An 18,892-nucleotide genomic window follows, 5' to 3' on the forward strand; every position below is an offset into this window, starting at 1 on the left:
GACCTAGCAGGGGCCTCCGCTAGGTCTAGCAGGAGCATCGCAGCCTGCCGGCAGGCTCTTCGGGGCGAGTCGCCGCAGCCTCGTGGTCGGCTGATCGTTGCTGGCTCTTGCCTTCCCAGCCCAGGGTTCTGGAGTAGTGAGGGAAGTTTTCGAAATATCGCGACTCAAGCGACTCATCGCGTCTCAGTGCAGGTCAGAGAGGGTGCGCATGCGGCCGGTATCGCGACTCAAAGACGACTCACGGCAATGTCGAACCAACCGACGCCTTGCTTTTCAGGAGCGGCGCCGCCCTCCCCGCGCCTGAAAAGCTGGCCTCTGCTGCCCGGTCCAGCGAGAAGAGGCCACGCCGCCGGGGACGGGTGGTCTCTTCTGTCGGCAGGCGGCCGCCGGGGGTAGTGAGTCGCAATGTGAGTCACACGGATACCCCCTCTGACCTGCACTGAGACGCTTGAGTCGCGATGTTCTGAAATGTAGGGGCGCTCGCACCAAGCCCCTCCCCGATTTAAGAGCCGTCCGTTGAGGACGCCGCCCGCGCGGCTGGACTCCAGACGGAAGCTAGTTCCACAATCCGCTGGGTCGCGGACCATCGCGGACCACCCCTCGTGACCTGCGGAAACGCCACGACGTTATGCGGACCGTCGCGGACCATCCAGAGAGCCATGGTCCGCGACGGTCCACACGACCACCCCGCCAAAACCACAGGTCAAACTAGGTGGTCCGCGATGGTCCGCGACCCACGGCATTGTCCGCCGACTAGGAGCTGTCCGGCGGATCATGTGACTGTCGGATTGCTCGCTCGTTGTGTCTGGCATGGGGCGGGGTGATCTGACGAATGCCGAGTGGGTCCGGCTGGAGCCGCACTTGCCGGCGTCGGGACAGCGTGGCGGACGGTGGAACGACCACCGCAGAGTGATCAACGGGATCTTGTTCCGGGTCCGGACGGGCATACCGTGGCGGGACCTTCCCGAGCGTTTCGGCAGCTGGAAGACCGTTTATGAACGGCACCGGCGGTGGTCGGCGGACGGCACCTGGGACCGGATCCTGTGTGCCGTCCAGGCCGACGCCGACCTCGCGGGCCGGATCGATTGGAGCATGGTCAGCGTCGACTCGACGTCCTGCCGTGCCCATCAGCACGCGGCAGGCGCTCGCAAGAAGAAGCCACGTGTCCCGAAAAAAGGACGACGCCTCGGTACCACCGCCCCGACGAAGGACTCGGACGGTCTCGGGGCGGCCTGACCTGCAAGATCCACCTCGCGGGCGAAGGTGGCTGTCGGCCGATGGCCTTCCTGGTCACTCCCGGCCAGTGGGGCGACGCGCCGCAGATGATCGAAGTCCTCGAACGGATCCGCGTTCCCCGCCCCCAAGGCGGCCGCCCCCGCACGCGGCCGGGCCACTTGGGCGGCGACAAGGCATACAGCTCACGTCGGAACCGGCGCTACCTGCGAAGACGCCAGATCAAACACACCATCCCCGAACCGAAGGACCAACGGGCCAACCGCAAACGCCGCGGCAGCGAGGGCGGCCGGCCCACCGGCTTCGACAGCGAGGTCTACAAACGCCGCAACGAGGTCGAGCGGACGATCAACCGGCTCAAGAACTCCCGGGCCGTCGCCACCCGCTACGACAAGAGGGCCTACGTCTTCCATGGCACCGTCACCACCGCGGCTGTCCGGTTATGGCTCCGGGGCTGAGCCGGCCTGCAGTCTCAGTCCCCGAGGAACCACAGGTACAGGCCCTGTCCGTCAAGAACTACCTGACCCAGCTCGATCAACTCGCGCGCGAACTCGTCAGTCAGCACACCTGCAGGCAGCCTCGGTACCTCCTCCAACAGGGTGGACACTTGCCGGTGGTTGAAAACGGTGTCCGCGTACGGCAACAGGTGCCCCAGCATCGGAAACACTGACTGATCAAGACCAGCCAGCTCAGGACCCCAGACCACACCGTGCTTCGCACGGGCCTCGATCGTGCCGTTCTCGCCTCGGACCTGGAGGTTAATCACGGTCAGACCCTATGGCCTCATGATCCGCCGGACAGAACCTAGCGCTACACACGCGCCCGCCCCCGAACATTTAAGAGCCGTCCGTGCACAGCCCTGAAGTGCTGAGCGCTCAGGGATGGTGGTCCCCCAACGGAGGCAGTGGCCGCAGCGCGGGGGCCGTGCGGTCATCAAAGCCATGCTCCGCGGGGCGGGCGGGCCGCTGAGCGAGCCAGCCGGATACCTCGTCAGGGTCGGCGGTGGTTCGCACGTGCCTGAAGCCTTGCTGAAGGTAGTACTGGTGCAACCTGGTATTCGACGTCCAAGCGTCCAGCCGCAGCCATCGTGCCCCGTGCCGTGCGGCACGGTCCCCCGCCCAGTCGAGAAGCTGACCTCCCAGCCCGCGCCCGCTGTAGTGGCGATCCACAGCGAGCTTGTGAACGTAGAGGGCGGGTTCTGCCCGTTCCTCTGTCGTCCAAAGGTCCCAGATTTCAGGATCGATGTTCTGATCAAGCGTCACGGTCGCTACTGCTGCGCTCTCTTCGTTCTCCTTGACAAGGAAGACTTCTCCGGCGATCACGCTCGCCGCAATGTGCTCTGCCGGGAACGGAGCGGACCACTGGTCAATGCCCATAGGCGTAAGCCAAGCTGCGGCGTCCACCCGGAATCGCACCAGCCGGGGCACGTCCTCCAGCCTTGCGGGCAGGATGATCATTCGCTCCCCTCCTCTGGTGCGGTTCGCTCGTACACGACGACGTGACGGTCCCCCGGCAAAATGCAGGAGGTCACCTGAACGGGACGACCGTTGCGGTCGTGGCCAGTGGTAATCAGCTCGGCGATCGGCGTCCCAGCGCGGAGTTTCAGGCGCTCCGCCTCACCAGGCTTCGGCATCCTGACGTAGATCTCATCCAGTGCCTCCACCAGCTTGAAACCCAGCTCTGCAAGCACCTGGTTAGTGCCGCGCTCCACGCTTCCCTCAGTCATCCACTCGGACCCTTCGACCAGGTCCAAGGCGACGTAGGAATCATCGGTGGCGAAGGGCTCTTGGCCGTCGACGTAGCTAGTCCGTCGACGCACCGCCACGCGCTCCCCTTCGGCAAGTTGAAGCCGCTGGCGAATGGGCTCGCTGGGGAGGCAGATCTCCACCTCGATCGTTTGCCCTCCGTCCCTCCCCTCCGTCTCCAGGATGTTCGTGAAGATGTCCACGGTTGGGGGCTTCCGGCGAAACTCGCTTTGAGGTCGGTAGACCAAAGGGCGCCACGTACGGACGAACACCCCTGCGCCCTGACGTCCCTCGACCAGCCCGTCCCCCTTGAGTAGGGCGATCACTCGGGCGATGGCCTGCGCGCTGATGACGTAATGCTCAGCGAGTTCTCGGGTGCTCGGCAGCTTACTGCCGGGCGGGAACTCGCCTGCTTCGATGCGGGACCGCAGATCAGAGGCGATCTCATGAATGCGCGGCGCGGTGGTGGCGCGGCTGTGACTTGGCATGGTGACAGCTTAACGGCACTTCTCATGAGAAGTCGTTGACGGGCGACGTGAGATCCGTCTACCTTCAGAGCAGCACTTCTCATGAGAAGTGCTGCAGGAAGTCCCACGCCCCTTCCCAGGGGCGCCGCCATGCCCGAACGGGCCTGGCGCACACAGGGAGCGGCGTCCGAACCGCCAAGTCACAGCCGCCGCTCCCCGACCCGAAAGGGGCAGTTCCATGATGCCTGGAATCGTCGCGGAGCGCGTGACCGCTGAGCGTCTGGCGAGCAACATCGACATGTTTGGGGGCTTGGAGCCGGGTGACTCGACGACGCGGGTCGCGGTGCGGGTGCCGGTGCACCTGTCGTTCGCGGACCTGCTGGGCCTGCTGATGTTCAAGGGCTCGCTGACCTGGGACGAACTTGACGACGACTCGGTGGTCCGGGAGTCGCTCCAGTACGCGGTCCTGGACACCGACCTGAGCACGATGACGTCCTACAGCCACCGGGCGATGGCCCTCTACGAGGGCGACGGCCCGAGTGAGGGCTTCGAGTACGCCGTGTGCCTGGCCGCCGCCATCACCCGAGTGTTCGGGGTGTCGGCATGACGACCACCCTGGACGCCCTGTACGCGCACGTCGCACCGTCGCCGGGGCCGGTGTTCTGCCTGGCGGAGATGGACCGCCGCCGGGAGGGCAACGACCTTCCCACCATCCCCGTGACCGGTGTCGAGTTGGACGTGAACGAGGCCGCCGCCGCGCTCTTCGAGATCATGGCCGACGGCTTCGCCTACCCGGTCCCCTCCACGGACGCCCTCCACACCACCCTGCGGGCCGCCGTCGCGGCCCTCGGCCCGGCCGGGATCGCGGACGCCTCCGGGGTCTTCGCGGGACTGCCCGAGGACGAGTTCCCCGAGGTCCGCGAGTGCCGCCGCTTCGCCTACCGCCTCGCGCTCTCCTTCTGGTACGCCGGGGCCCGCTCACGCCCCATGAGCATCGGGGAAGCCGCGGTCGCCCTGTACCTGTCGCCCCTGCACCGCTACCGCCACGCCGAGTTCCGCCAGGTTCCCCGCCGGGAACTGATGGTCTCCCGCTGCCTCCACGAGGGCATGACCGCCGTCCCGACCGACACCCTGATCCGGCTCGGCGCGTTCATGACCGCCGAACTGGCGGGCCCGGCGGCCGACCGCCAGCGCGACAAGGAGTGGCTGTACAAGCAGGCCCTGCCGGACTACCACCGCCGCCGCTTCTGCTTCGACCTCCTGCGCGGCATCGGCCCGAAGAGCCAGCCCATGCCGCTGATCGTCCGCCCGGACACCGGCGCCCACCTCATCGGATTGACCCCGCCGGCGGGCCCGGACGGGATGCGGCTGCGCCCGATGCGGGCGGAGTGGTAGGCGTGAGCGCCCGGCACCTCCCCGCGCCGCGTCGGCGCACCCGCAAGGAACATCTGGCCCGCCGCCACGGGTGGCACTGCGCGTACTGCCACCGCCCGTTCACTTCGCCGCAGGAAGCGACCCTGGACCACATCGTGCCGAAGTCCCTCTACCGGACCCGGGCGGTCGTGAACCTGACCCTGGCATGCCGCCCCTGCAACCAGGCCAAGGCCGACCGGCTCCCGCTGAGCATGGCCCTCCTGCTCGTCTGGTCCCAGGGCCGTGACCAGCGTGACGAGACGGGTCACGCCCCGCGTCACACCGGTCGGCCGACCGGTCGCCCGGTGGATCGACCGCCCCGGCCGGGCGGCGGTCGGGTCAAGGACCGGCCGGTTCCCGACCCGACCGCCCCGGTCGACTGGCGCCTGCTGGCCCGACTCGCGCACGCCCACCACGAGGTCACCCCCGTGGACACCCGATCGCCCGCACGGTCGGGTCGTGACCTGCCTGAACGCCCCGACCGTGCGGGCACCACCCGGGGCGCCTCGCGCCCACCTGAAAAGGGGGCTCACACGTCCAGAAAACTGGACAGCTCCTCGCCCGCCCCCGACCAGCCGACCCGAGCCGCGCAGCACGAGACGGAAGAGCAGGCAGCATGACCCCGCCCAAGACGACCGACCCCCGCGCAACCCTCCGCGCCGGGCTCCCCGACCGCTACCTCACCCCCGAGGACATCGCCGCGATGCTCACCGTCCCGATCGAGACCGTTTACCGCTGGCGCAAGCGCCGCACCGGCCCGCCCGGCTTCCGCGTCGGCCGCCACGTTCGCTACGACCCCGCCGCCGTCCGCGCCTGGATCGACCAGCAGGCCGCCCACGACGCCGCCTAACCCACACCCGGGGGTAAAGCCCTCCCCCTCTACCTGGGCCCCGATCCGCCGCCCGAACCAGCCGATGAGGGCGGCCCTGCCTGGTGTCAGCCGGTAGAGGGGGCCCTTTACCCCGGTAGAGGGGCAGGTAAAGGGCCCTGACCTGCAAGGTAAGGCCGGTAAAGGGGGCAGCGGACCGCCCCTCGAAGCACCGCTCAACCAGGGGGAGGGAGTTGGGGAGTCGCGCCCACCCTGGGGAGTTCTCCCCAACCGCCTCCCCAACCCGCCCCACCCACACTGATCAGCGAAATCACCCCCGTTGGGGAGCCTGGGGAGCCTGGGGAGGCTGCCCTGCAACCCACCGGAAACCACCTCACAGAAGCCACCCGGCCCCCGGTCTCTGCCTCCCCCTCGCCAGGGAGGCAGCCCCGCCGGCAGAGGGAGGCAGGGAGAACTCCCTGGCCGCCTCCCTGCCCCGCCTCCCTCCGGGTGACCAGCACAAACCCCCGCCCGGGGAGGCAGGGAGGCGCCTCCCTGCCTCCCCGAAACCCCCTCCACAGCCACTGCCACGGCACCCCCTTGCCTCCCTCCCTGATGAGGGCAGGCGCCACCAACCGAGAGGAGTCAGCCCCACATGGCTGGCCACATCCAGGACCGCTGGTTCAAGACCGAGACCGACGCCAACGGCAAGGAGCTCCGAGTCAAGTCCGACCGCTACGGCACCGGCATGCGCTACCGTGCCCGCTACGTCGGCCCCGACGGCGCCGAGAAGTCCAAGAGCTTCCCCGACAAGCAGAAGCGCCTCGCCGAGAAGTGGCTCAGCCACATCGAAGCCGACATGTCCAGGGGTGAGTACATCGACCCCAAGGCCAGCCGCACTACCTTCCAGCAGTACGCGGAGCGGTGGATCGCCGCCCAGACGACCGACCTCGCGACCCGCTCGGCCGTTGAAATGCGGCTGCGGCTTCACGCCTTCCCGCACATCGGCTCGCGCCCGCTCGGGTCCTTCCAGCCCGAGCACATCCGGGAGTGGACACGGGCGCTGGAGAACACCGTGGCTGGTGCCACGTACCGGCGGGAGATCTTCAAGAACGCGTCCGCCGTCTTCACTGCAGCTGTGGACGACCGAGTGATTCAGAGGAACCCCTGCCGCGCGGCTTCGGTCAAGGCACCGAAGCCTGCGCCCGGCCGAGTGAAGCCATGGACTCCCGGGCGCGTCTTCGCCGTGCGGTCGGCCCTACAGGAGCGCTTCCGCGCGATGGTCGACGTTGGTGGCGGGTGCGGCCTCCGGCAAGGTGAGGTCTTCGGCCTGCCGGCGGATGAAGTGGGGTTCGCCACGGGCTGGCTGCACGTCGGTTTCCAAGTGAAGCTCGTGGACGGACACCAGATCTTCGCCCCTCCGAAGGGCGGGAAGGTGCGTGACGTACCTCTCCCCCTGCATGTCAGTCGCGCGCTCACGGCCCATATGGCGACCTTCCCTGCGACAGACATCACACTGCCGTGGCTCAGGCCCGACGGCCCGAAGGTGACCAAGCGCCTGATCTTCACGGGCCACGACGGCGGGGCATGCCGTCGGAACGACTTCAACACCCACGCGTGGAAACCGGCACTCGTGGCCGCTGGCGTCCTCCCCGCTCCTCGACAGGGCGAGCGGGCGCCCGCCTCCCGCGAGGATGGCATGCACGCGCTGAGGCACTTCTACGCATCCGTGCTGCTGGATGCCGGGGAGAACATCCGGGCCCTGAGCCAGTACCTGGGGCACGGTGATCCGGGGTTCACCCTCCGGACGTATACGCACCTGATGCCGAGCAGCGAGAGCCGCACCCGGCTTGCCGTCGACGACATGTACGAGGCCGCCAGTCGGACGGATGACGGCCCAGAGACGGCCCAGGTGGCCTAACAGCAAGCCCTGACCGGGACTCCAGTCCTGGTCAGGGCTTGCCTAGGCAAGAGAGGGCCTAGTTCTTCTGGATCTGGTCGAAGCTGAGCTCGACCGGGGTCTCGCGGCCGAAGATCTCGACGAGGCCCTTGACCTTCTTCGAGTCGGCGTTGATCTCGTTGATCGTCGCCTGGAGCGTGGCGAACGGGCCGTCGGTGACGGTGACCGAGTCGCCCACCTCGAAGTCGAGCACCTGGACCTCGACCTTGCGGGCCGGAGCCGGCTTGCCCTCGGCCTCGGCGGCCTCGCGGGCGGCCTTCTCCTCGGCCTCCGGGGCGAGCATCTTGACGATCTCGTCCAGCGTCAGCGGGTACGGGTCGTAGGCGTTGCCCACGAAGCCGGTGACACCGGGGGTGTTGCGGACGACGCCCCAGGACTCGTTCGTCAGGTCCATGCGCACCAGGACGTAGCCCGGGAGCTTGTTCTGACGGACGTTCTTGCGCTCACCGTTCTTGATCTGGACGATCTCTTCCTCGGGCACCTCGGCCTGGTAGATGAAGTCCTCGACGTTGAGCGAGACGGCGCGCTGCTCCAGGTTGGCCTTCACGCGCTTCTCGTAACCGGCGTACGTGTGGATGACGTACCACTCACCGGGCAGGCCGCGCAGCTCCTCACGGAGCGCCGTGACGGCGTCGACGGGGGCGGCCTCCTCGGCCTCCTCCACGTCCGCGTCCCCGGCCTCTTCCGCCTCGTCGGCGTCCTCGGCCTCTTCGGCGTGCAGGGCGGCTTCCTCGGCGGGCTCACCCGCGGCGGCGTCGGCAGCTTCGGCCTGGTCCGGGTCCTCGGCGTCCGCCGCCTCGACGATGTCGAGCTCGTCCTCGGCGGACTCGAAGGCGCCCGCCGTCGGCTCGACGGCGTCGTTCAGGTTCGGGTCAGACACGTGGCTGCTTCTTCCTGGAATACAAATGGGTGGAACATGCGAAAGGGGCGCCCATGAGGCGCCCTCCGCGGGATCAGCCGAAGACGTACTTGATGACCCGCTGGAATCCGAAGTCAATCACGGTCACCAGGCCGATCATGACGACGACGAAAGCAATCACCACAGTGGTGTACGTCGTCAGCTGGCTGCGAGAGGGCCAGACGACCTTGCGCAGCTCGGCGATGATCTGGCGGTAGAACAGCGCGAGGCGACCCAGAGGGCCCTTCTTCCCGCGCTTGCCGCCCTTCCGGGCCTTCTTCTTCGACTCGGGTACTTCATCCTCGGCATCAGGCATGTCGATGGAGCCCACGGCGTCCGTCACGCTTCTCACCTGATTCCGGGTCATGGCCGTGCCGCGCCCGGTGGAGCCGCACGGCGGTGCATTGAAGTACGTACATGCGCACACATCCTGGCGAAGGAGTGTGTAGCAGGGCCGGAGGGACTTGAACCCCCAACCGCTGGTTTTGGAGACCAGTGCTCTACCAATTGAGCTACGACCCTTTGTGGTTTCCACCAACCTACCGCATCTTCCCGGATGACTCCGATGCAGGAACGGTGCGGCTGGTGAAGGCCAACGACAGGTGAGTGTACGTGCTCAACGGCCCCGCGTCGAACAGATAGCTTCCGACAACTCCTGGCCGTATCCCGTCCACATGCTGTCCGGGCGGTGTCCGGACCCTGAAACCCTTGCGCCGACTGGGATCAAGGTCTGGGACCATGGGAGCCATGAGCGCTGCAACCTCCCCCTCCGAGCGCCGGGTCTCCGCCCGTATCGCTGCCATCTCCGAGTCCGCCACCCTCGCCGTCGACGCCAAGGCCAAGGCCCTCAAGGCCGCCGGCCGTCCGGTGATCGGCTTCGGTGCCGGCGAGCCCGACTTCCCGACGCCCGACTACATCGTCGACGCCGCGGTCGAGGCCTGCCGCACCCCGAAGTACCACCGCTACACCCCGGCGGGGGGCCTCCCGGAGCTCAAGGCCGCCATCGCGGAGAAGACGCTGCGCGACTCGGGCTACGAGGTCGACGCCTCCCAGATCCTGGTGACCAACGGCGGCAAGCAGGCCATCTACGAGGCGTTCGCCGCGATCCTCGACCCGGGCGACGAGGTCATCGTCCCCGCTCCGTACTGGACGACCTACCCGGAGTCGATCCGGCTGGCCGGCGGCGTGCCGGTGGAGGTCGTGGCCGACGAGACGACCGGCTACCGGGTCTCCGTCGAGCAGCTGGAGGCGGCGCGCACCGAGCGCACCAAGGTCGTCCTGTTCGTCTCCCCGTCGAACCCGACCGGCGCCGTGTACAGCGAGGCCGACGCCGAGGCGATCGGCCGCTGGGCCGCCGGGCACGGCCTGTGGGTGCTGACCGACGAGATCTACGAGCACCTGGTCTACGGCGACGCGAAGTTCACCTCGCTGCCCGCGATCGTGCCCGAGCTGCGCGACAGGTGCATCGTGGTCAACGGTGTCGCCAAGACGTACGCGATGACCGGCTGGCGGGTGGGCTGGGTCATCGGCCCGAAGGACGTGGTCAAGGCCGCGACCAACCTCCAGTCGCACGCCACGTCCAACGTCTCCAACGTGGCCCAGGTCGCCGCGCTGGCCGCCGTCTCCGGGAGCCTGGACGCGGTCGCCGAGATGCGTACGGCCTTCGACCGGCGCCGGCGGACCATCGTCCGGATGCTCAACGAGATCGACGGGGTGTTCTGCCCGGAGCCCGAGGGCGCGTTCTACGCCTACCCCTCAGTGAAGGAGCTGCTCGGCAAGGAGATCCGGGGCAGGCGTCCGGCCACCTCGGTCGAGCTGGCGGCGCTCATCCTGGACGAGGCCGAGGTCGCGGTCGTCCCGGGTGAGGCGTTCGGTACGCCGGGCTACCTCCGGCTGTCGTACGCCCTGGGCGACGACGACCTGGTCGAGGGTGTCTCGCGGATCCAGAAGCTGCTCGCCGAGGCCAAGGCCTGAGCACCTGCTGCTTGAGTAGGTGCGACCCCCGGTTCCGGCCGGGGGTCGCTCATTTGTTCGGGGTTCACCCCTGATTCGGGATCCGGCTACCACCGAACCCCGCGCATACGGCAGGATCCGGGGATGGAGCGCGATGTACGGCTGTTGCCCAAGGCCCACCTGCACCTGCATTTCACCGGGTCGATGCGGCCAACGACCCTGCTCGAACTCGCCGACAAGTACGGCGTCCGGCTCCCGGACGCGCTGACCAGCGGCGAGCCGCCCGAGCTGCGGGCCACGGACGAGCGCGGCTGGTTCCGGTTCCAGCGGCTCTACGACATCGCCCGCTCCTGTCTGCGGGAGCCGGAGGACATCCGGCGGCTGGTCCGCGAGACGGCCCAGGAGGACGTCGCGGACGGCTCCGGCTGGCTGGAGATCCAGGTCGACCCCACCTCGTACGCCCCGCTGCTCGGCGGGCTGATCCCGGCGATCGAGATCATCCTGGACGCGGTGGACAGCGCCTCCCGGGAGACCGGGCTGCCGATCCGGGTGGTGATCGCGGCGAACCGGATGAAGCACCCGCTGGACGCCCGCACGCTCGCCCGGCTCGCGGTGCGGTACGCGGACCGGGGCGTGGTCGGCTTCGGGCTCTCCAACGACGAGCGGCGCGGAATGGCCCGGGACTTCGACCGGGCCTTCGCCATCGCCCGTGAGGGCGGTCTGCTGGCCGCGCCGCACGGCGGAGAGCTGTCGGGCCCGGCCAGCGTGCGGGACTGCCTGGACGACCTCGACGCGGCCCGGATCGGGCACGGGGTGCGGGCCGCCGAGGACCCCCGGCTGCTGCGCAGGCTCGCGGAGCGCCAGGTGACCTGCGAGGTCTGCCCCGCGTCGAACGTGGCGCTGGGCGTGTACGAGAAGGCCGCCGACGTCCCGCTGCGCACCCTCTTCGACGCCGGGGTGCCGATGGCCCTGGGCGCGGACGACCCGCTGCTCTTCGGCTCCCGGCTGGCGGCGCAGTACGAGCTCGTCCGGCGCCACCACGCGTTCACGGACGAGGAGCTGGCCGAGCTGGCCCGGCAGTCGGTCCGGGGCTCGGCCGCCCCGGCCTCGGTGCGGGAGGAGCTGCTGGCGGGCGTCGACACCTGGCTGGCGGAGCCCGTCGCCTGATCCGGCGGGGCTTCCCGGACGCGCCCTACAGGCGCACGCCGACCGTCACCGGTTCGTTGACGAGCGTGACGCCGAACGCCTCGTGGACCCCGGCGACGACCTCGCGGGCCAGTGCGAGGAGGTCCTCGGTGCTCGCCTCGCCCCGGTTGGTGAGGGCGAGGGTGTGCTTGGTGGAGATGCGCGCCGGGCCGGTGCCGTAGCCCTTGGTGAAGCCGGCCCGGTCGATGAGCCAGGCCGCCGAGGTCTTGACGTGTCCCCCGGCGGCGGGGAAGGCGGGGGGCACGACCTCGGGGCCGAGCCGGTCGGCGACCCGGGCGCGGAAGGCCCCGTACGCCGCCTCGTCGAGGATCGGGTTGGTGAAGAAGGAACCCGCCGACCAGGTGTCGTGGTCCTGCGGGTCGAGGACCATGCCCTTGCCCGCGCGGAGCCCGAGCACCGTCTCGCGGGCGGCGGCCGCGGGCACCCGCTCGCCCTGCTCGACACCCATCGCCCGGGCCGTCTCCGGATACTTCAGCGGCGCCGAGAGGCCGCCCGCGTCCTCCAGCTCGAAACGGACCCGCAGCACCACGAACCGGTCGGGTTCGGCCTTGAAACGACTGTGCCGGTACGAGAACGCGCAGTCGGCGTTCGGGATGGTGACCGTTTCCCCGGCCCGGCGGTCGTAGGCGACGACCTCCGTGATGGTGGAGGAGACCTCCTGGCCGTACGCGCCGACGTTCTGGATCGGCGTGGCCCCCGCGGAGCCGGGGATTCCGGCCAGGCACTCGATGCCCGCGAGCCCGGCCTCGACGGTGCGGGCGACGGCGTCCGTCCAGACCTCGCCGGCGGCGAGCTCCAGGCGCGTGCCGTGCAGGGCGAAGCCCCGGGTGGCGATGCGCAGGGCGGTGCCGTCGAAGCCCTTGTCGCCGATGACCAGATTGCTGCCGCCGCCGATGACGAGCAGCGGGGTGCCGTTCCGGTCGGCCTCGCGGACGGCGGCGACCACCTCGTCGTCGGTCGTGGCCGTGAGGAGGCGGGTGGCGGGGCCGCCCAGCCGGAAGGTGGTCAGCGGGGCGAGGGGCGCGTCATGGAGTTCCTGCACGGGGACAAGGGTACGGTCCGTGTCCCCGCCGCTCGGGCGGGGCACGGGGGAGAGCTGAGGGGCGCGGCCCCGCGGACCGCGCCCCTCATGCCTCGTACGCCGCGGTCTCAGGCGAGCCGCACCACGGCGCGGGACATGCCCAGCACCTTCTGGCCCGCGCTCATGGCCGTGAGGTCCACCCGCACCCGCTTGTCGTCCAGCAGGGCGGCCACCTTGGCGCTGACCTCGACCAGGGCACCCTCGTCGTCGTTCGGCACGACGACCGGCTTGGTGAACCGCACCCCGTACTCGACGACCGCGCCCGGGTCGCCGGCCCAGTCCGTGACCACCCGGATCGCCTCGGCCATGGTGAACATGCCGTGCGCGATCACGTCCGGCAGCCCGACCTCGCGGGCGAACTTCTCGTTCCAGTGGATCGGGTTGAAGTCCCCGGAGGCACCCGCGTACCGCACCAGCGCCGCCCGGCTCACCGGGAAGGACTGCGCCGGGAGCTCCGTACCGACCTCGACCGACTCGTAGGCGACCTTCGCCGTCATCACGCCTCCTCGGCGGCGCGCGCCACCAGCTTCGTCCACGCGGTCACCACGTGCTCGCCCGATTCGTCGTGGACCTCGCCCCGGACGTCCAGGATGTCGTTGCCCGCCAGGGACTTGATGGACTCGATCGTCGAGGTGACGGTCAGCCGGTCCCCCGCCCGCACGGGGCGTACGTAGCTGAACTTCTGGTCGCCGTGCACCACCCGGTTGTAGTCCAGGCCCAGCTGCGGGTCGTGGATGACCTGGCCGGCGGCCTTGAAGGTGATGGAGAACACGAAGGTCGGCGGGGCGATCACATCGCTGTGCCCGAGCGCCTTGGCCGCCTCGGGGTCGACGTACGCCGGATTCGCGTCGCCCACCGCCTCGGCGAATTCGCGGATCTTCTCCCGGCCGACCTCGTACGGCGGGGTGGGCGGATAGGTCCGCCCCACGAAGGACTGGTCGAGCGCCATGGGCTCGCTACCTCCTGGTGAAAGTTGAACAGGCCAAAGACAGAACAGCCTTCATACAACGACACGAGGCCGCCCCCCAAAGGGGACGGCCTCGTGTACGAGCCTGATTCAGCGCGTTTCGCGGTGCGCCGTGTGCGAGTTGCAGCGCGGGCAGTGCTTCTTCATCTCAAGACGGTCCGGGTTGTTACGCCGGTTCTTCTTGGTGATGTAATTCCGCTCCTTGCACTCCACGCAGGCCAGCGTGATCTTCGGGCGGACGTCGGTGGCAGCCACGTGAGTGCTCCTTGACGGACGGATGGACGGATGAACGCAAAGAAGAGTAGCCGATCGAAGGACCGACCCCGCAATCGGCTACCGTGTGTAGCGGTGACCGGACTTGAACCGGTGACACAGCGATTATGAGCCGCTTGCTCTACCGACTGAGCTACACCGCTTTGATGACTGATCTCCCCCGCCGAAGCGGGGGATCTCGATCACCAGAGCCCCAATGCGGAATCGAACCGCAGACCTTCTCCTTACCATGGAGACGCTCTACCGACTGAGCTATTGGGGCGAGCGAGGAAGACATTACACGGTCCGTCGCCGATCGCCCAAATCCGATTCCGGACCCCCTCCGGCGGCCCGGGCGCACGCACCGCCGATCCCGTGCCACGCGGGCCTTCCGGCCCCGCACCGCACGCCCCGGGAGCCCCTGCCGCCCCTCTGAGCAGGGCTTCCCCCGTCCCGGCCACCGGCACCGCACCGACGCGTTTCCGCCCCGCGCGTCCCGTCGGGCCGCACCGGTACGACTATTCCGCTCCTCCCCGAACCGCGCCGGACACGCCCCTAGGCTCGTCCCACTCTGCGTGATCTTGCCCCTCTTCCCTCGCTTCCCCCGCTCCCTCCCCCTTTGCCCTCTCTCCTTCCGCCCGCCCCCTCGCCCACCTTCGATCGCCTGCTACCTGGAGCACGATGCCCGACAGCCAGCCGCGGCAGCCGGACGACCGGGCCGACGCGTCCGGCGCCTCCCGCGGCGCCTCCCCGGCCGGGACCGGCCCGGTGCTCTGCGGCGCCCGTCTCACCGACGGCCGCGTCGTGGACGTACGGCTCGGCGGCGGCCGCATCGAGGCCGTCGGCACGGCGGACAGCCTCACCGCCTCCGGCCCCCGGCTCGACCTGCGGGGCTATCTGCTGCTCCCCGCCCCCGCCGAGCCGCACGCCCACAGCGACACCGCGCTCACCGCCGACGGCGCGGGCCCCGGCCTCCCGGGACCGGCCCCGGACCGTCCGGAGGACATCCGCCGCCGCGCCACCGAGGCCGCCCTGCTCCAGCTCGGCCACGGCGCCACCGCGCTGCGCTCGCACGTCCGGATCGGCGACGTCCAGGGCCTGACCGCGCTCGAAGCCGTGCTGCAGGCCGGCCGCTCGCTGCGCGGGCTGGCCGAGCTGACCCCGGTCGCCGTGCCCCGGCTGCTCACCGGTGTCGCGGGCGCCGGGAACCTGGCGATGCTGCGCGACGCGGTGAAGATGGGGGCCGGCGCGGTCGGCGGCTGCCCGGACCTCGATCCGGACCCGGCGGGGTACGCGGAGGCCGTGCTGGAGGTCGCCGCCGAGCAGGGCTGCCCCGTCGACCTGCACACGGACGGCGCCGACCCGGCCCGGCTCGCCCGGCTGGCCGCGATGGCGGGAGGGCTGCGCCCCGGCGTCTCGCTGGGCCCCTGCGCGGGCCTCTCCCGGCTTCCCGCGCAGGTCGCGGGGCGCGCCGCCGATCAGCTCGCCGCGGCCGGGGTGACGGTGATCTGCCTCCCCCAGGGCGGCTGCTGCGGGGCCGAGGGGCGGGGCAGTGCGCCGGTGCGGCTGCTGCGGTCGGCCGGGGTGCGGGTCGCGGCGGGGAGCGGGGCGCTGCGGGACGTGGCGAACCCGGTGGGCCGGGGCGACCCCCTGGAGGCCGCCTACCTGCTGGCCTCGCAGCACGGATTACCGCCCGAGGAGGCGTACGGGGCGGTGTCCTCGGTGGCCCGGGAGGTGATGGGGCTGCCCGGCGTACGGGTCGAGGCGGGGTTCCCCGCCGAGCTGCTCGCGGTGCGCGGGGAGGGGCTGCCGGGCGCCCTCTCGCTCGCGTACAGCCGGATCGTGGTGCACCGGGGCCGGGTGGTGGCGCGGACCAGCGCGGTGCGCGAGTACTGCGACTCCGAGACCGTCGTGGGCCTCGGCCTGCCCCGCCAGGGACGATCCGACCACGGTCCCTCCGGCGGGCCCTGAGCGCGGCGGCCCGTCCCGGCGTACCGTCGTGACCATGCGCATCGTCATCGCAGGTGGACATGGTCAAATCGCGCTGCGGCTGGAGCGACTGCTCGCCGCGCGCGGGGACGAAGCCGTGGGCGTCATCCGCAATCCGGCCCAGGCCGAGGACCTCCGGGCGGTGGGCGCCGAGCCGGTCGTCCTGGATCTCGAATCGGCCTCCGTGGAGGAGGTGGCGCGGGTGCTGGACGGGGCCGACGCGGCGGTCTTCGCCGCCGGGGCGGGCCCGGACAGCGGCGCGGCACGCAAGGAGACGGTGGACCGCGGGGCGGCGGTGCTGTTCGCCGACGCGGCCGAGCGGGCGGGCGTGCGGCGCTACGTCGTGGTCTCGTCGATGGGCGCCGACCCCGACCATCCGGGCGACGAGGTCTTCGACGCCTACCTGCGGGCCAAGGGCGCGGCGGACGCGGACGTGCGCTCCCGTACGGCGCTCGACTGGACGATCCTGCGCCCCGGCATGCTCACCAACGACGCCGGCAAGGGGACGGTCCTGCTGGCCGCGTCGACCGGCCGGGGCCCGGTGCCGCGCGACGACGTGGCGGTGGCGCTGCTGGAGCTGCTGGACACCCCGGCGACGGCGGGGCTGACGCTGGAGCTGATCGCGGGGAACGTGCCGGTGTCGGTCGCGGTGAAGGACGTCGCCGGGAACTGAGCCGGCGGGGCGTCAGCCGCGCGGCGCGGGGCGTACGGCGATGCCATGGCGCTCCAGCAGCGCGGCGGTCACGCCGTCACCCGGGCGGAGCGTGCCGGTGAACGTGCCGTCGTAGACCGCTCCGCGCCCGCAGGAGGGGCTGCGGTCCATCAGGAGTGCCTCGGTGCACCCGGCCCGCCGCGCGGCCGCCAGCGCCCGTTGTGCGCCGTCCACGAACTCCGCCGTCACGTCGTGGCCGGTGTCGTCGACGACGCGGGCCCGGCCGTCGAGCACGTCGTGGCCGTCGCCGCCGACGATCTCGGCGGGGCGGCGCGGGGTGGGAAGTCCGGCGGAGACCTCGGGGCAGAAGGAGACCGGGCGGCGGTCGCCGAGCTCCTCGGCCACCGCGCCGGAGTCCTTGGCCCGGCCGTCGAACCGGCAGGGCACTCCGCGCAGACAGGCGCTGACCAGTACGGATTCCATCGTCACGGCCCTTCGCAGCAGAAACAAAGAAGACCCCTGTCGTGAGACAGGGGCCTTTCGATGTGGCGGCGCCAGGGTTCGAACCTGGGTAGGCTGAGCCGGCAGATTTACAGTCTGCTCCCTTTGGCCACTCGGGCACACCGCCGGGATTCGCTGCCTCTGATTCCCGCTTTTCGGCGGTGCTCTCTGGCAACGACGTAAACGATACCCGATGCCCAGGGGTGCTTCGCCACCCGGTTGATCAGTGGCTTGGTCGGCGGATCTGCCAGCGCCCCCACCGCGCGGGGGTGGCCGAGGGCTGTCCCGTCATCCCCGGCGGATCGGCGCGCGGCGTCGGATGCGGTGCATCGCAAGGCGGAGGGGCGTCCGCGTCCTGCATGTATTCGGATGTTCCGACAACGCGGCGAGGTGCCGTGGCTGCCGTCGCGCGCCCGCCGGGGAGGACGGGACAGCCCTTAGGCTTTGACCGCGGCGCGCGGGACCGGTGGGTCCGCCGCCGCTCGTACGCGCGCACGGCGCCGTGCGCATTCCGACGCGTCCCGATTCCCGGTACCCCGATCCAAGGAGCCACACGTCATGGCCGACTCCAGTTTCGACATCGTCTCGAAGGTCGAGCGGCAGGAGGTCGACAACGCCCTCAACCAGGCCGCCAAGGAGATCTCGCAGCGTTACGACTTCAAGGGCACCGACGCCTCGATCGCCTGGTCCGGCGAGAAGATCCTGATGGCGGCGAACGGCGAGGAGCGGGTCAAGGCGATCCTCGACATCTTCCAGTCCAAGCTGATCAAGCGCGGCATCTCGCTGAAGTCGCTGGACGCGGGCGAGCCGCAGCTGTCCGGCAAGGAGTACAAGATCTCCGCCACGATCGAGGAGGGCATCTCCCAGGAGAACGCCAAGAAGGTGGCGAAGATCATCCGCGACGAGGGCCCGAAGGGCGTCAAGGCGCAGGTCCAGGGCGACGAGCTGCGGGTCAGCTCGAAGAGCCGGGACGACCTCCAGGCCGTGCAGGCGCTGCTCAAGGGCCAGGACTTCGACTTCGCGCTGCAGTACGTGAACTACCGGTGAGCTGACCGGACAGGGTGCGGCGGGGGCCCGTCGCCGGGGAGGACTCCGGCGACGGGCCCCGTCGCGTCCGCGTGGGCGGCGGGGCGCGAGCCGGGCGGACCGCGCGGGGATCGACGTCCGAAAACCGCCGGTTCGGTCGGCACGGGGGACGCAGACTTGTCCGCATCGGGTGACGGTTTCCCCCTGAATCCGGCAGGACGCGCGAGAAGGGTACGAGCCATGGCCATGTACGCGACGGTCGACAGCCTGCTGGGCGAACTGCTGCTGGTCGGCGAGGGGACCGGCGACGGGGTGGCACTCGCCTCGCTCTCGCTGCCCGGCCAGAAGGGCGGCGCGGTGGTCGAGGAGGGCTGGGTGCGCGCGCAGGCGGCCTTCGAGCCGGTCGCCGCCCAGCTGCGCGAGTACTTCGCGGGCCGGCTGACCCGCTTCGACCTCACGTACGCGGAGGGCGTCGGCACCGACTTCCAGCGGCGGGTGTGGGCCGCGCTGGACACCGTGCCGTACGGGGAGACCGTCTCGTACGGGCAGATAGCGGAGCGGGTCGGCTCCTCGGGGGCCGGGGTGCGGGCCGTGGGGACGGCCGTCGGGCGCAATCCGCTGCTGGTCGTGCGGCCGTGCCACCGGGTGATCGGTGCCGACGGGTCGCTGCGGGGGTACGCGGGCGGCCTGGAGCGCAAGGAGTTGCTGCTGGGGCTGGAAGGTGCCGGGGCGGTGCGCTGA

Annotated in this window: 22 protein-coding genes and 4 tRNA genes; 12 read left to right on the forward strand and 14 right to left on the reverse strand. The window is 70.3% G+C overall.

Going from position 1 to position 18,892, the window contains the following annotated elements; genetic code table 11:
- Nucleotides 1-810 precede the first annotated feature (810 nt).
- Nucleotides 811-1,691, forward strand: a protein-coding gene (locus ACIQGQ_RS02790) for an IS5 family transposase (protein WP_402389769.1) whose coding sequence is annotated in 2 segments (ribosomal slippage) — nt 811-1,171 and nt 1,171-1,691 — 882 coding nt in all. Because the reading frame shifts where the segments join, the coding sequence is not laid out codon by codon here.
- Between the two features lie 14 nt (nt 1,692-1,705).
- On the opposite strand, the gene ACIQGQ_RS02795 is transcribed toward ACIQGQ_RS02790, so the two are convergent.
- The 3 genes from ACIQGQ_RS02795 to ACIQGQ_RS02805 form a co-directional block, all read right to left on the reverse strand.
- Nucleotides 1,706-1,999 (reverse strand): hypothetical protein, encoded by a 294-nt coding sequence (locus ACIQGQ_RS02795; RefSeq protein ID WP_383947860.1) that lies wholly within the window; start codon nt 1,997-1,999, stop codon nt 1,706-1,708.
- A 109-nt stretch (nt 2,000-2,108) separates the two neighbouring features.
- Nucleotides 2,109-2,690, reverse strand: a complete 582-nt coding sequence (locus tag ACIQGQ_RS02800) for a GNAT family N-acetyltransferase (RefSeq protein ID WP_402389773.1) — start codon at nt 2,688-2,690, stop codon at nt 2,109-2,111.
- Nucleotides 2,687-3,466, reverse strand: coding sequence for a GntR family transcriptional regulator (locus ACIQGQ_RS02805; RefSeq protein WP_402389775.1), 780 nt, complete (start codon nt 3,464-3,466; stop codon nt 2,687-2,689). The genes ACIQGQ_RS02800 and ACIQGQ_RS02805 overlap by 4 nt, the downstream gene beginning before the upstream one ends.
- Before the next feature lie 244 nt (nt 3,467-3,710).
- Here ACIQGQ_RS02805 and ACIQGQ_RS02810 point away from each other — a divergent pair, with 244 nt between their 5' ends.
- The 5 genes from ACIQGQ_RS02810 to ACIQGQ_RS02830 all read left to right on the forward strand — a co-directional run bounded on the left by ACIQGQ_RS02810 (nt 3,711) and on the right by ACIQGQ_RS02830 (nt 7,587).
- Entirely contained in the window at nt 3,711-4,052 is a 342-nt protein-coding gene (locus ACIQGQ_RS02810) for a hypothetical protein (protein WP_402389778.1), read from the forward strand.
- The gene (locus ACIQGQ_RS02815) at nt 4,049-4,840 is read left to right on the forward strand and encodes a hypothetical protein (protein ID WP_402389780.1); all 792 of its coding nucleotides are present in this window, start codon (nt 4,049-4,051) and stop codon (nt 4,838-4,840) included. Before ACIQGQ_RS02810 ends, ACIQGQ_RS02815 begins: the two co-directional genes overlap by 4 nt.
- A 2-nt stretch (nt 4,841-4,842) precedes the next feature.
- Nucleotides 4,843-5,478, forward strand: a complete 636-nt coding sequence (locus ACIQGQ_RS02820) for an HNH endonuclease (RefSeq protein ID WP_402389783.1) — start codon at nt 4,843-4,845, stop codon at nt 5,476-5,478.
- Complete coding sequence (locus ACIQGQ_RS02825; protein WP_402389786.1) at nt 5,475-5,708, forward strand: helix-turn-helix transcriptional regulator; 234 nt, start codon at nt 5,475-5,477, stop codon at nt 5,706-5,708. Before ACIQGQ_RS02820 ends, ACIQGQ_RS02825 begins: the two co-directional genes overlap by 4 nt.
- A gap of 613 nt (nt 5,709-6,321) precedes the next feature.
- Nucleotides 6,322-7,587 (forward strand): tyrosine-type recombinase/integrase, encoded by a 1,266-nt coding sequence (locus ACIQGQ_RS02830; RefSeq protein WP_402389789.1) that lies wholly within the window; start codon nt 6,322-6,324, stop codon nt 7,585-7,587.
- Between the two features lie 58 nt (nt 7,588-7,645).
- On the opposite strand, the gene nusG is transcribed toward ACIQGQ_RS02830, so the two are convergent.
- From nusG to ACIQGQ_RS02845, 3 genes are all read right to left on the reverse strand, one after another.
- Nucleotides 7,646-8,506 carry a transcription termination/antitermination protein NusG gene (nusG, locus tag ACIQGQ_RS02835; protein ID WP_402389792.1) on the reverse strand — a complete coding sequence of 287 codons (861 nt, stop codon included), beginning with the start codon at nt 8,504-8,506 and terminating at the stop codon, nt 7,646-7,648.
- A gap of 73 nt (nt 8,507-8,579) precedes the next feature.
- Nucleotides 8,580-8,867: a preprotein translocase subunit SecE gene (gene secE / locus ACIQGQ_RS02840; RefSeq protein WP_366294730.1), complete on the reverse strand. Its 288-nt coding sequence runs from the start codon at nt 8,865-8,867 to the stop codon at nt 8,580-8,582.
- A gap of 106 nt (nt 8,868-8,973) precedes the next feature.
- A tRNA-Trp gene (locus ACIQGQ_RS02845) sits at nt 8,974-9,046 on the reverse strand.
- A 225-nt stretch (nt 9,047-9,271) separates the two neighbouring features.
- Between ACIQGQ_RS02845 and ACIQGQ_RS02850 the strand changes: the two genes are divergently transcribed.
- Both ACIQGQ_RS02850 and ACIQGQ_RS02855 read left to right on the forward strand, forming a co-directional pair.
- Entirely contained in the window at nt 9,272-10,498 is a 1,227-nt protein-coding gene (locus tag ACIQGQ_RS02850; protein WP_402389795.1) for a pyridoxal phosphate-dependent aminotransferase, read from the forward strand.
- Nucleotides 10,499-10,621: 123 nt separating this feature from the next.
- The gene (locus ACIQGQ_RS02855) at nt 10,622-11,644 is read left to right on the forward strand and encodes an adenosine deaminase (protein ID WP_402389798.1); all 1,023 of its coding nucleotides are present in this window, start codon (nt 10,622-10,624) and stop codon (nt 11,642-11,644) included.
- Between the two features lie 25 nt (nt 11,645-11,669).
- On the opposite strand, the gene ACIQGQ_RS02860 is transcribed toward ACIQGQ_RS02855, so the two are convergent.
- The 6 genes from ACIQGQ_RS02860 to ACIQGQ_RS02885 all read right to left on the reverse strand — a co-directional run bounded on the left by ACIQGQ_RS02860 (nt 11,670) and on the right by ACIQGQ_RS02885 (nt 14,266).
- Nucleotides 11,670-12,725, reverse strand: a complete 1,056-nt coding sequence (locus ACIQGQ_RS02860) for a UDP-N-acetylmuramate dehydrogenase (protein ID WP_366294739.1) — start codon at nt 12,723-12,725, stop codon at nt 11,670-11,672.
- Nucleotides 12,726-12,832: 107 nt separating this feature from the next.
- Nucleotides 12,833-13,261: a MaoC family dehydratase gene (locus ACIQGQ_RS02865; protein ID WP_402389801.1), complete on the reverse strand. Its 429-nt coding sequence runs from the start codon at nt 13,259-13,261 to the stop codon at nt 12,833-12,835.
- The gene (locus tag ACIQGQ_RS02870) at nt 13,261-13,713 is read right to left on the reverse strand and encodes a MaoC family dehydratase N-terminal domain-containing protein (protein ID WP_352276103.1); all 453 of its coding nucleotides are present in this window, start codon (nt 13,711-13,713) and stop codon (nt 13,261-13,263) included. Before ACIQGQ_RS02870 ends, ACIQGQ_RS02865 begins: the two co-directional genes overlap by 1 nt.
- A gap of 108 nt (nt 13,714-13,821) precedes the next feature.
- Nucleotides 13,822-13,986, reverse strand: a complete 165-nt coding sequence (gene rpmG, locus ACIQGQ_RS02875; protein WP_003956487.1) for a 50S ribosomal protein L33 — start codon at nt 13,984-13,986, stop codon at nt 13,822-13,824.
- Nucleotides 13,987-14,074: 88 nt separating this feature from the next.
- Nucleotides 14,075-14,147: transfer RNA gene (locus ACIQGQ_RS02880), tRNA-Met, on the reverse strand.
- A gap of 46 nt (nt 14,148-14,193) precedes the next feature.
- A tRNA-Thr gene (locus ACIQGQ_RS02885) sits at nt 14,194-14,266 on the reverse strand.
- Nucleotides 14,267-14,664: 398 nt separating this feature from the next.
- On the opposite strand from ACIQGQ_RS02885, the gene ACIQGQ_RS02890 reads away from it, so the two are divergent.
- Together ACIQGQ_RS02890 and ACIQGQ_RS02895 are read left to right on the forward strand one after the other, a co-directional pair.
- Nucleotides 14,665-15,954: an amidohydrolase family protein gene (locus ACIQGQ_RS02890; protein WP_402389803.1), complete on the forward strand. Its 1,290-nt coding sequence runs from the start codon at nt 14,665-14,667 to the stop codon at nt 15,952-15,954.
- A 34-nt stretch (nt 15,955-15,988) separates the two neighbouring features.
- Nucleotides 15,989-16,645 (forward strand): SDR family oxidoreductase, encoded by a 657-nt coding sequence (locus tag ACIQGQ_RS02895; RefSeq protein WP_352276100.1) that lies wholly within the window; start codon nt 15,989-15,991, stop codon nt 16,643-16,645.
- Nucleotides 16,646-16,657: 12 nt separating this feature from the next.
- On the opposite strand, the gene ACIQGQ_RS02900 is transcribed toward ACIQGQ_RS02895, so the two are convergent.
- Both ACIQGQ_RS02900 and ACIQGQ_RS02905 read right to left on the reverse strand, forming a co-directional pair.
- A complete protein-coding gene (locus tag ACIQGQ_RS02900) occupies nt 16,658-17,107 on the reverse strand; it encodes a DUF523 domain-containing protein (protein WP_366294748.1) in 450 nt (149 codons plus the stop codon).
- Nucleotides 17,108-17,170: 63 nt separating this feature from the next.
- Nucleotides 17,171-17,252: transfer RNA gene (locus tag ACIQGQ_RS02905), tRNA-Tyr, on the reverse strand.
- Nucleotides 17,253-17,683: 431 nt separating this feature from the next.
- Between ACIQGQ_RS02905 and ACIQGQ_RS02910 the strand changes: the two genes are divergently transcribed.
- Together ACIQGQ_RS02910 and ACIQGQ_RS02915 are read left to right on the forward strand one after the other, a co-directional pair.
- Nucleotides 17,684-18,172, forward strand: a complete 489-nt coding sequence (locus tag ACIQGQ_RS02910; protein ID WP_402389807.1) for a YajQ family cyclic di-GMP-binding protein — start codon at nt 17,684-17,686, stop codon at nt 18,170-18,172.
- A 219-nt stretch (nt 18,173-18,391) separates the two neighbouring features.
- Nucleotides 18,392-18,892, forward strand: coding sequence for a methylated-DNA--[protein]-cysteine S-methyltransferase (locus ACIQGQ_RS02915; protein ID WP_402389809.1), 501 nt, complete (start codon nt 18,392-18,394; stop codon nt 18,890-18,892).

Source organism: Streptomyces sp. NPDC092952, assembly GCF_044754785.1.
Classification (GTDB): Bacteria; Actinomycetota; Actinomycetes; order Streptomycetales; family Streptomycetaceae; genus Streptomyces.

Excerpts from the sequence above, each read along its gene's own strand:
- ACIQGQ_RS02890 (WP_402389803.1), top strand. The coding sequence starts at position 14,665 with ATGCCCGACAGCCAGCCGCGGCAGCCGGACGACCGGGCCGACGCGTCC.
- ACIQGQ_RS02855 (WP_402389798.1), top strand. The coding sequence starts at position 10,622 with ATGGAGCGCGATGTACGGCTGTTGCCCAAGGCCCACCTGCACCTGCAT.
- ACIQGQ_RS02870 (WP_352276103.1), bottom strand. The coding sequence starts at position 13,713 with ATGGCGCTCGACCAGTCCTTCGTGGGGCGGACCTATCCGCCCACCCCG.
- ACIQGQ_RS02900 (WP_366294748.1), bottom strand. The coding sequence starts at position 17,107 with ATGGAATCCGTACTGGTCAGCGCCTGTCTGCGCGGAGTGCCCTGCCGG.
- ACIQGQ_RS02800 (WP_402389773.1), bottom strand. The coding sequence starts at position 2,690 with ATGATCATCCTGCCCGCAAGGCTGGAGGACGTGCCCCGGCTGGTGCGA.
- ACIQGQ_RS02830 (WP_402389789.1), top strand. The coding sequence starts at position 6,322 with ATGGCTGGCCACATCCAGGACCGCTGGTTCAAGACCGAGACCGACGCC.
- ACIQGQ_RS02805 (WP_402389775.1), bottom strand. The coding sequence starts at position 3,466 with ATGCCAAGTCACAGCCGCGCCACCACCGCGCCGCGCATTCATGAGATC.
- ACIQGQ_RS02865 (WP_402389801.1), bottom strand. The coding sequence starts at position 13,261 with ATGACGGCGAAGGTCGCCTACGAGTCGGTCGAGGTCGGTACGGAGCTC.
- ACIQGQ_RS02825 (WP_402389786.1), top strand. The coding sequence starts at position 5,475 with ATGACCCCGCCCAAGACGACCGACCCCCGCGCAACCCTCCGCGCCGGG.
- ACIQGQ_RS02910 (WP_402389807.1), top strand. The coding sequence starts at position 17,684 with ATGGCCGACTCCAGTTTCGACATCGTCTCGAAGGTCGAGCGGCAGGAG.
- ACIQGQ_RS02915 (WP_402389809.1), top strand. The coding sequence starts at position 18,392 with ATGGCCATGTACGCGACGGTCGACAGCCTGCTGGGCGAACTGCTGCTG.
- ACIQGQ_RS02815 (WP_402389780.1), top strand. The coding sequence starts at position 4,049 with ATGACGACCACCCTGGACGCCCTGTACGCGCACGTCGCACCGTCGCCG.
- ACIQGQ_RS02895 (WP_352276100.1), top strand. The coding sequence starts at position 15,989 with ATGCGCATCGTCATCGCAGGTGGACATGGTCAAATCGCGCTGCGGCTG.
- ACIQGQ_RS02850 (WP_402389795.1), top strand. The coding sequence starts at position 9,272 with ATGAGCGCTGCAACCTCCCCCTCCGAGCGCCGGGTCTCCGCCCGTATC.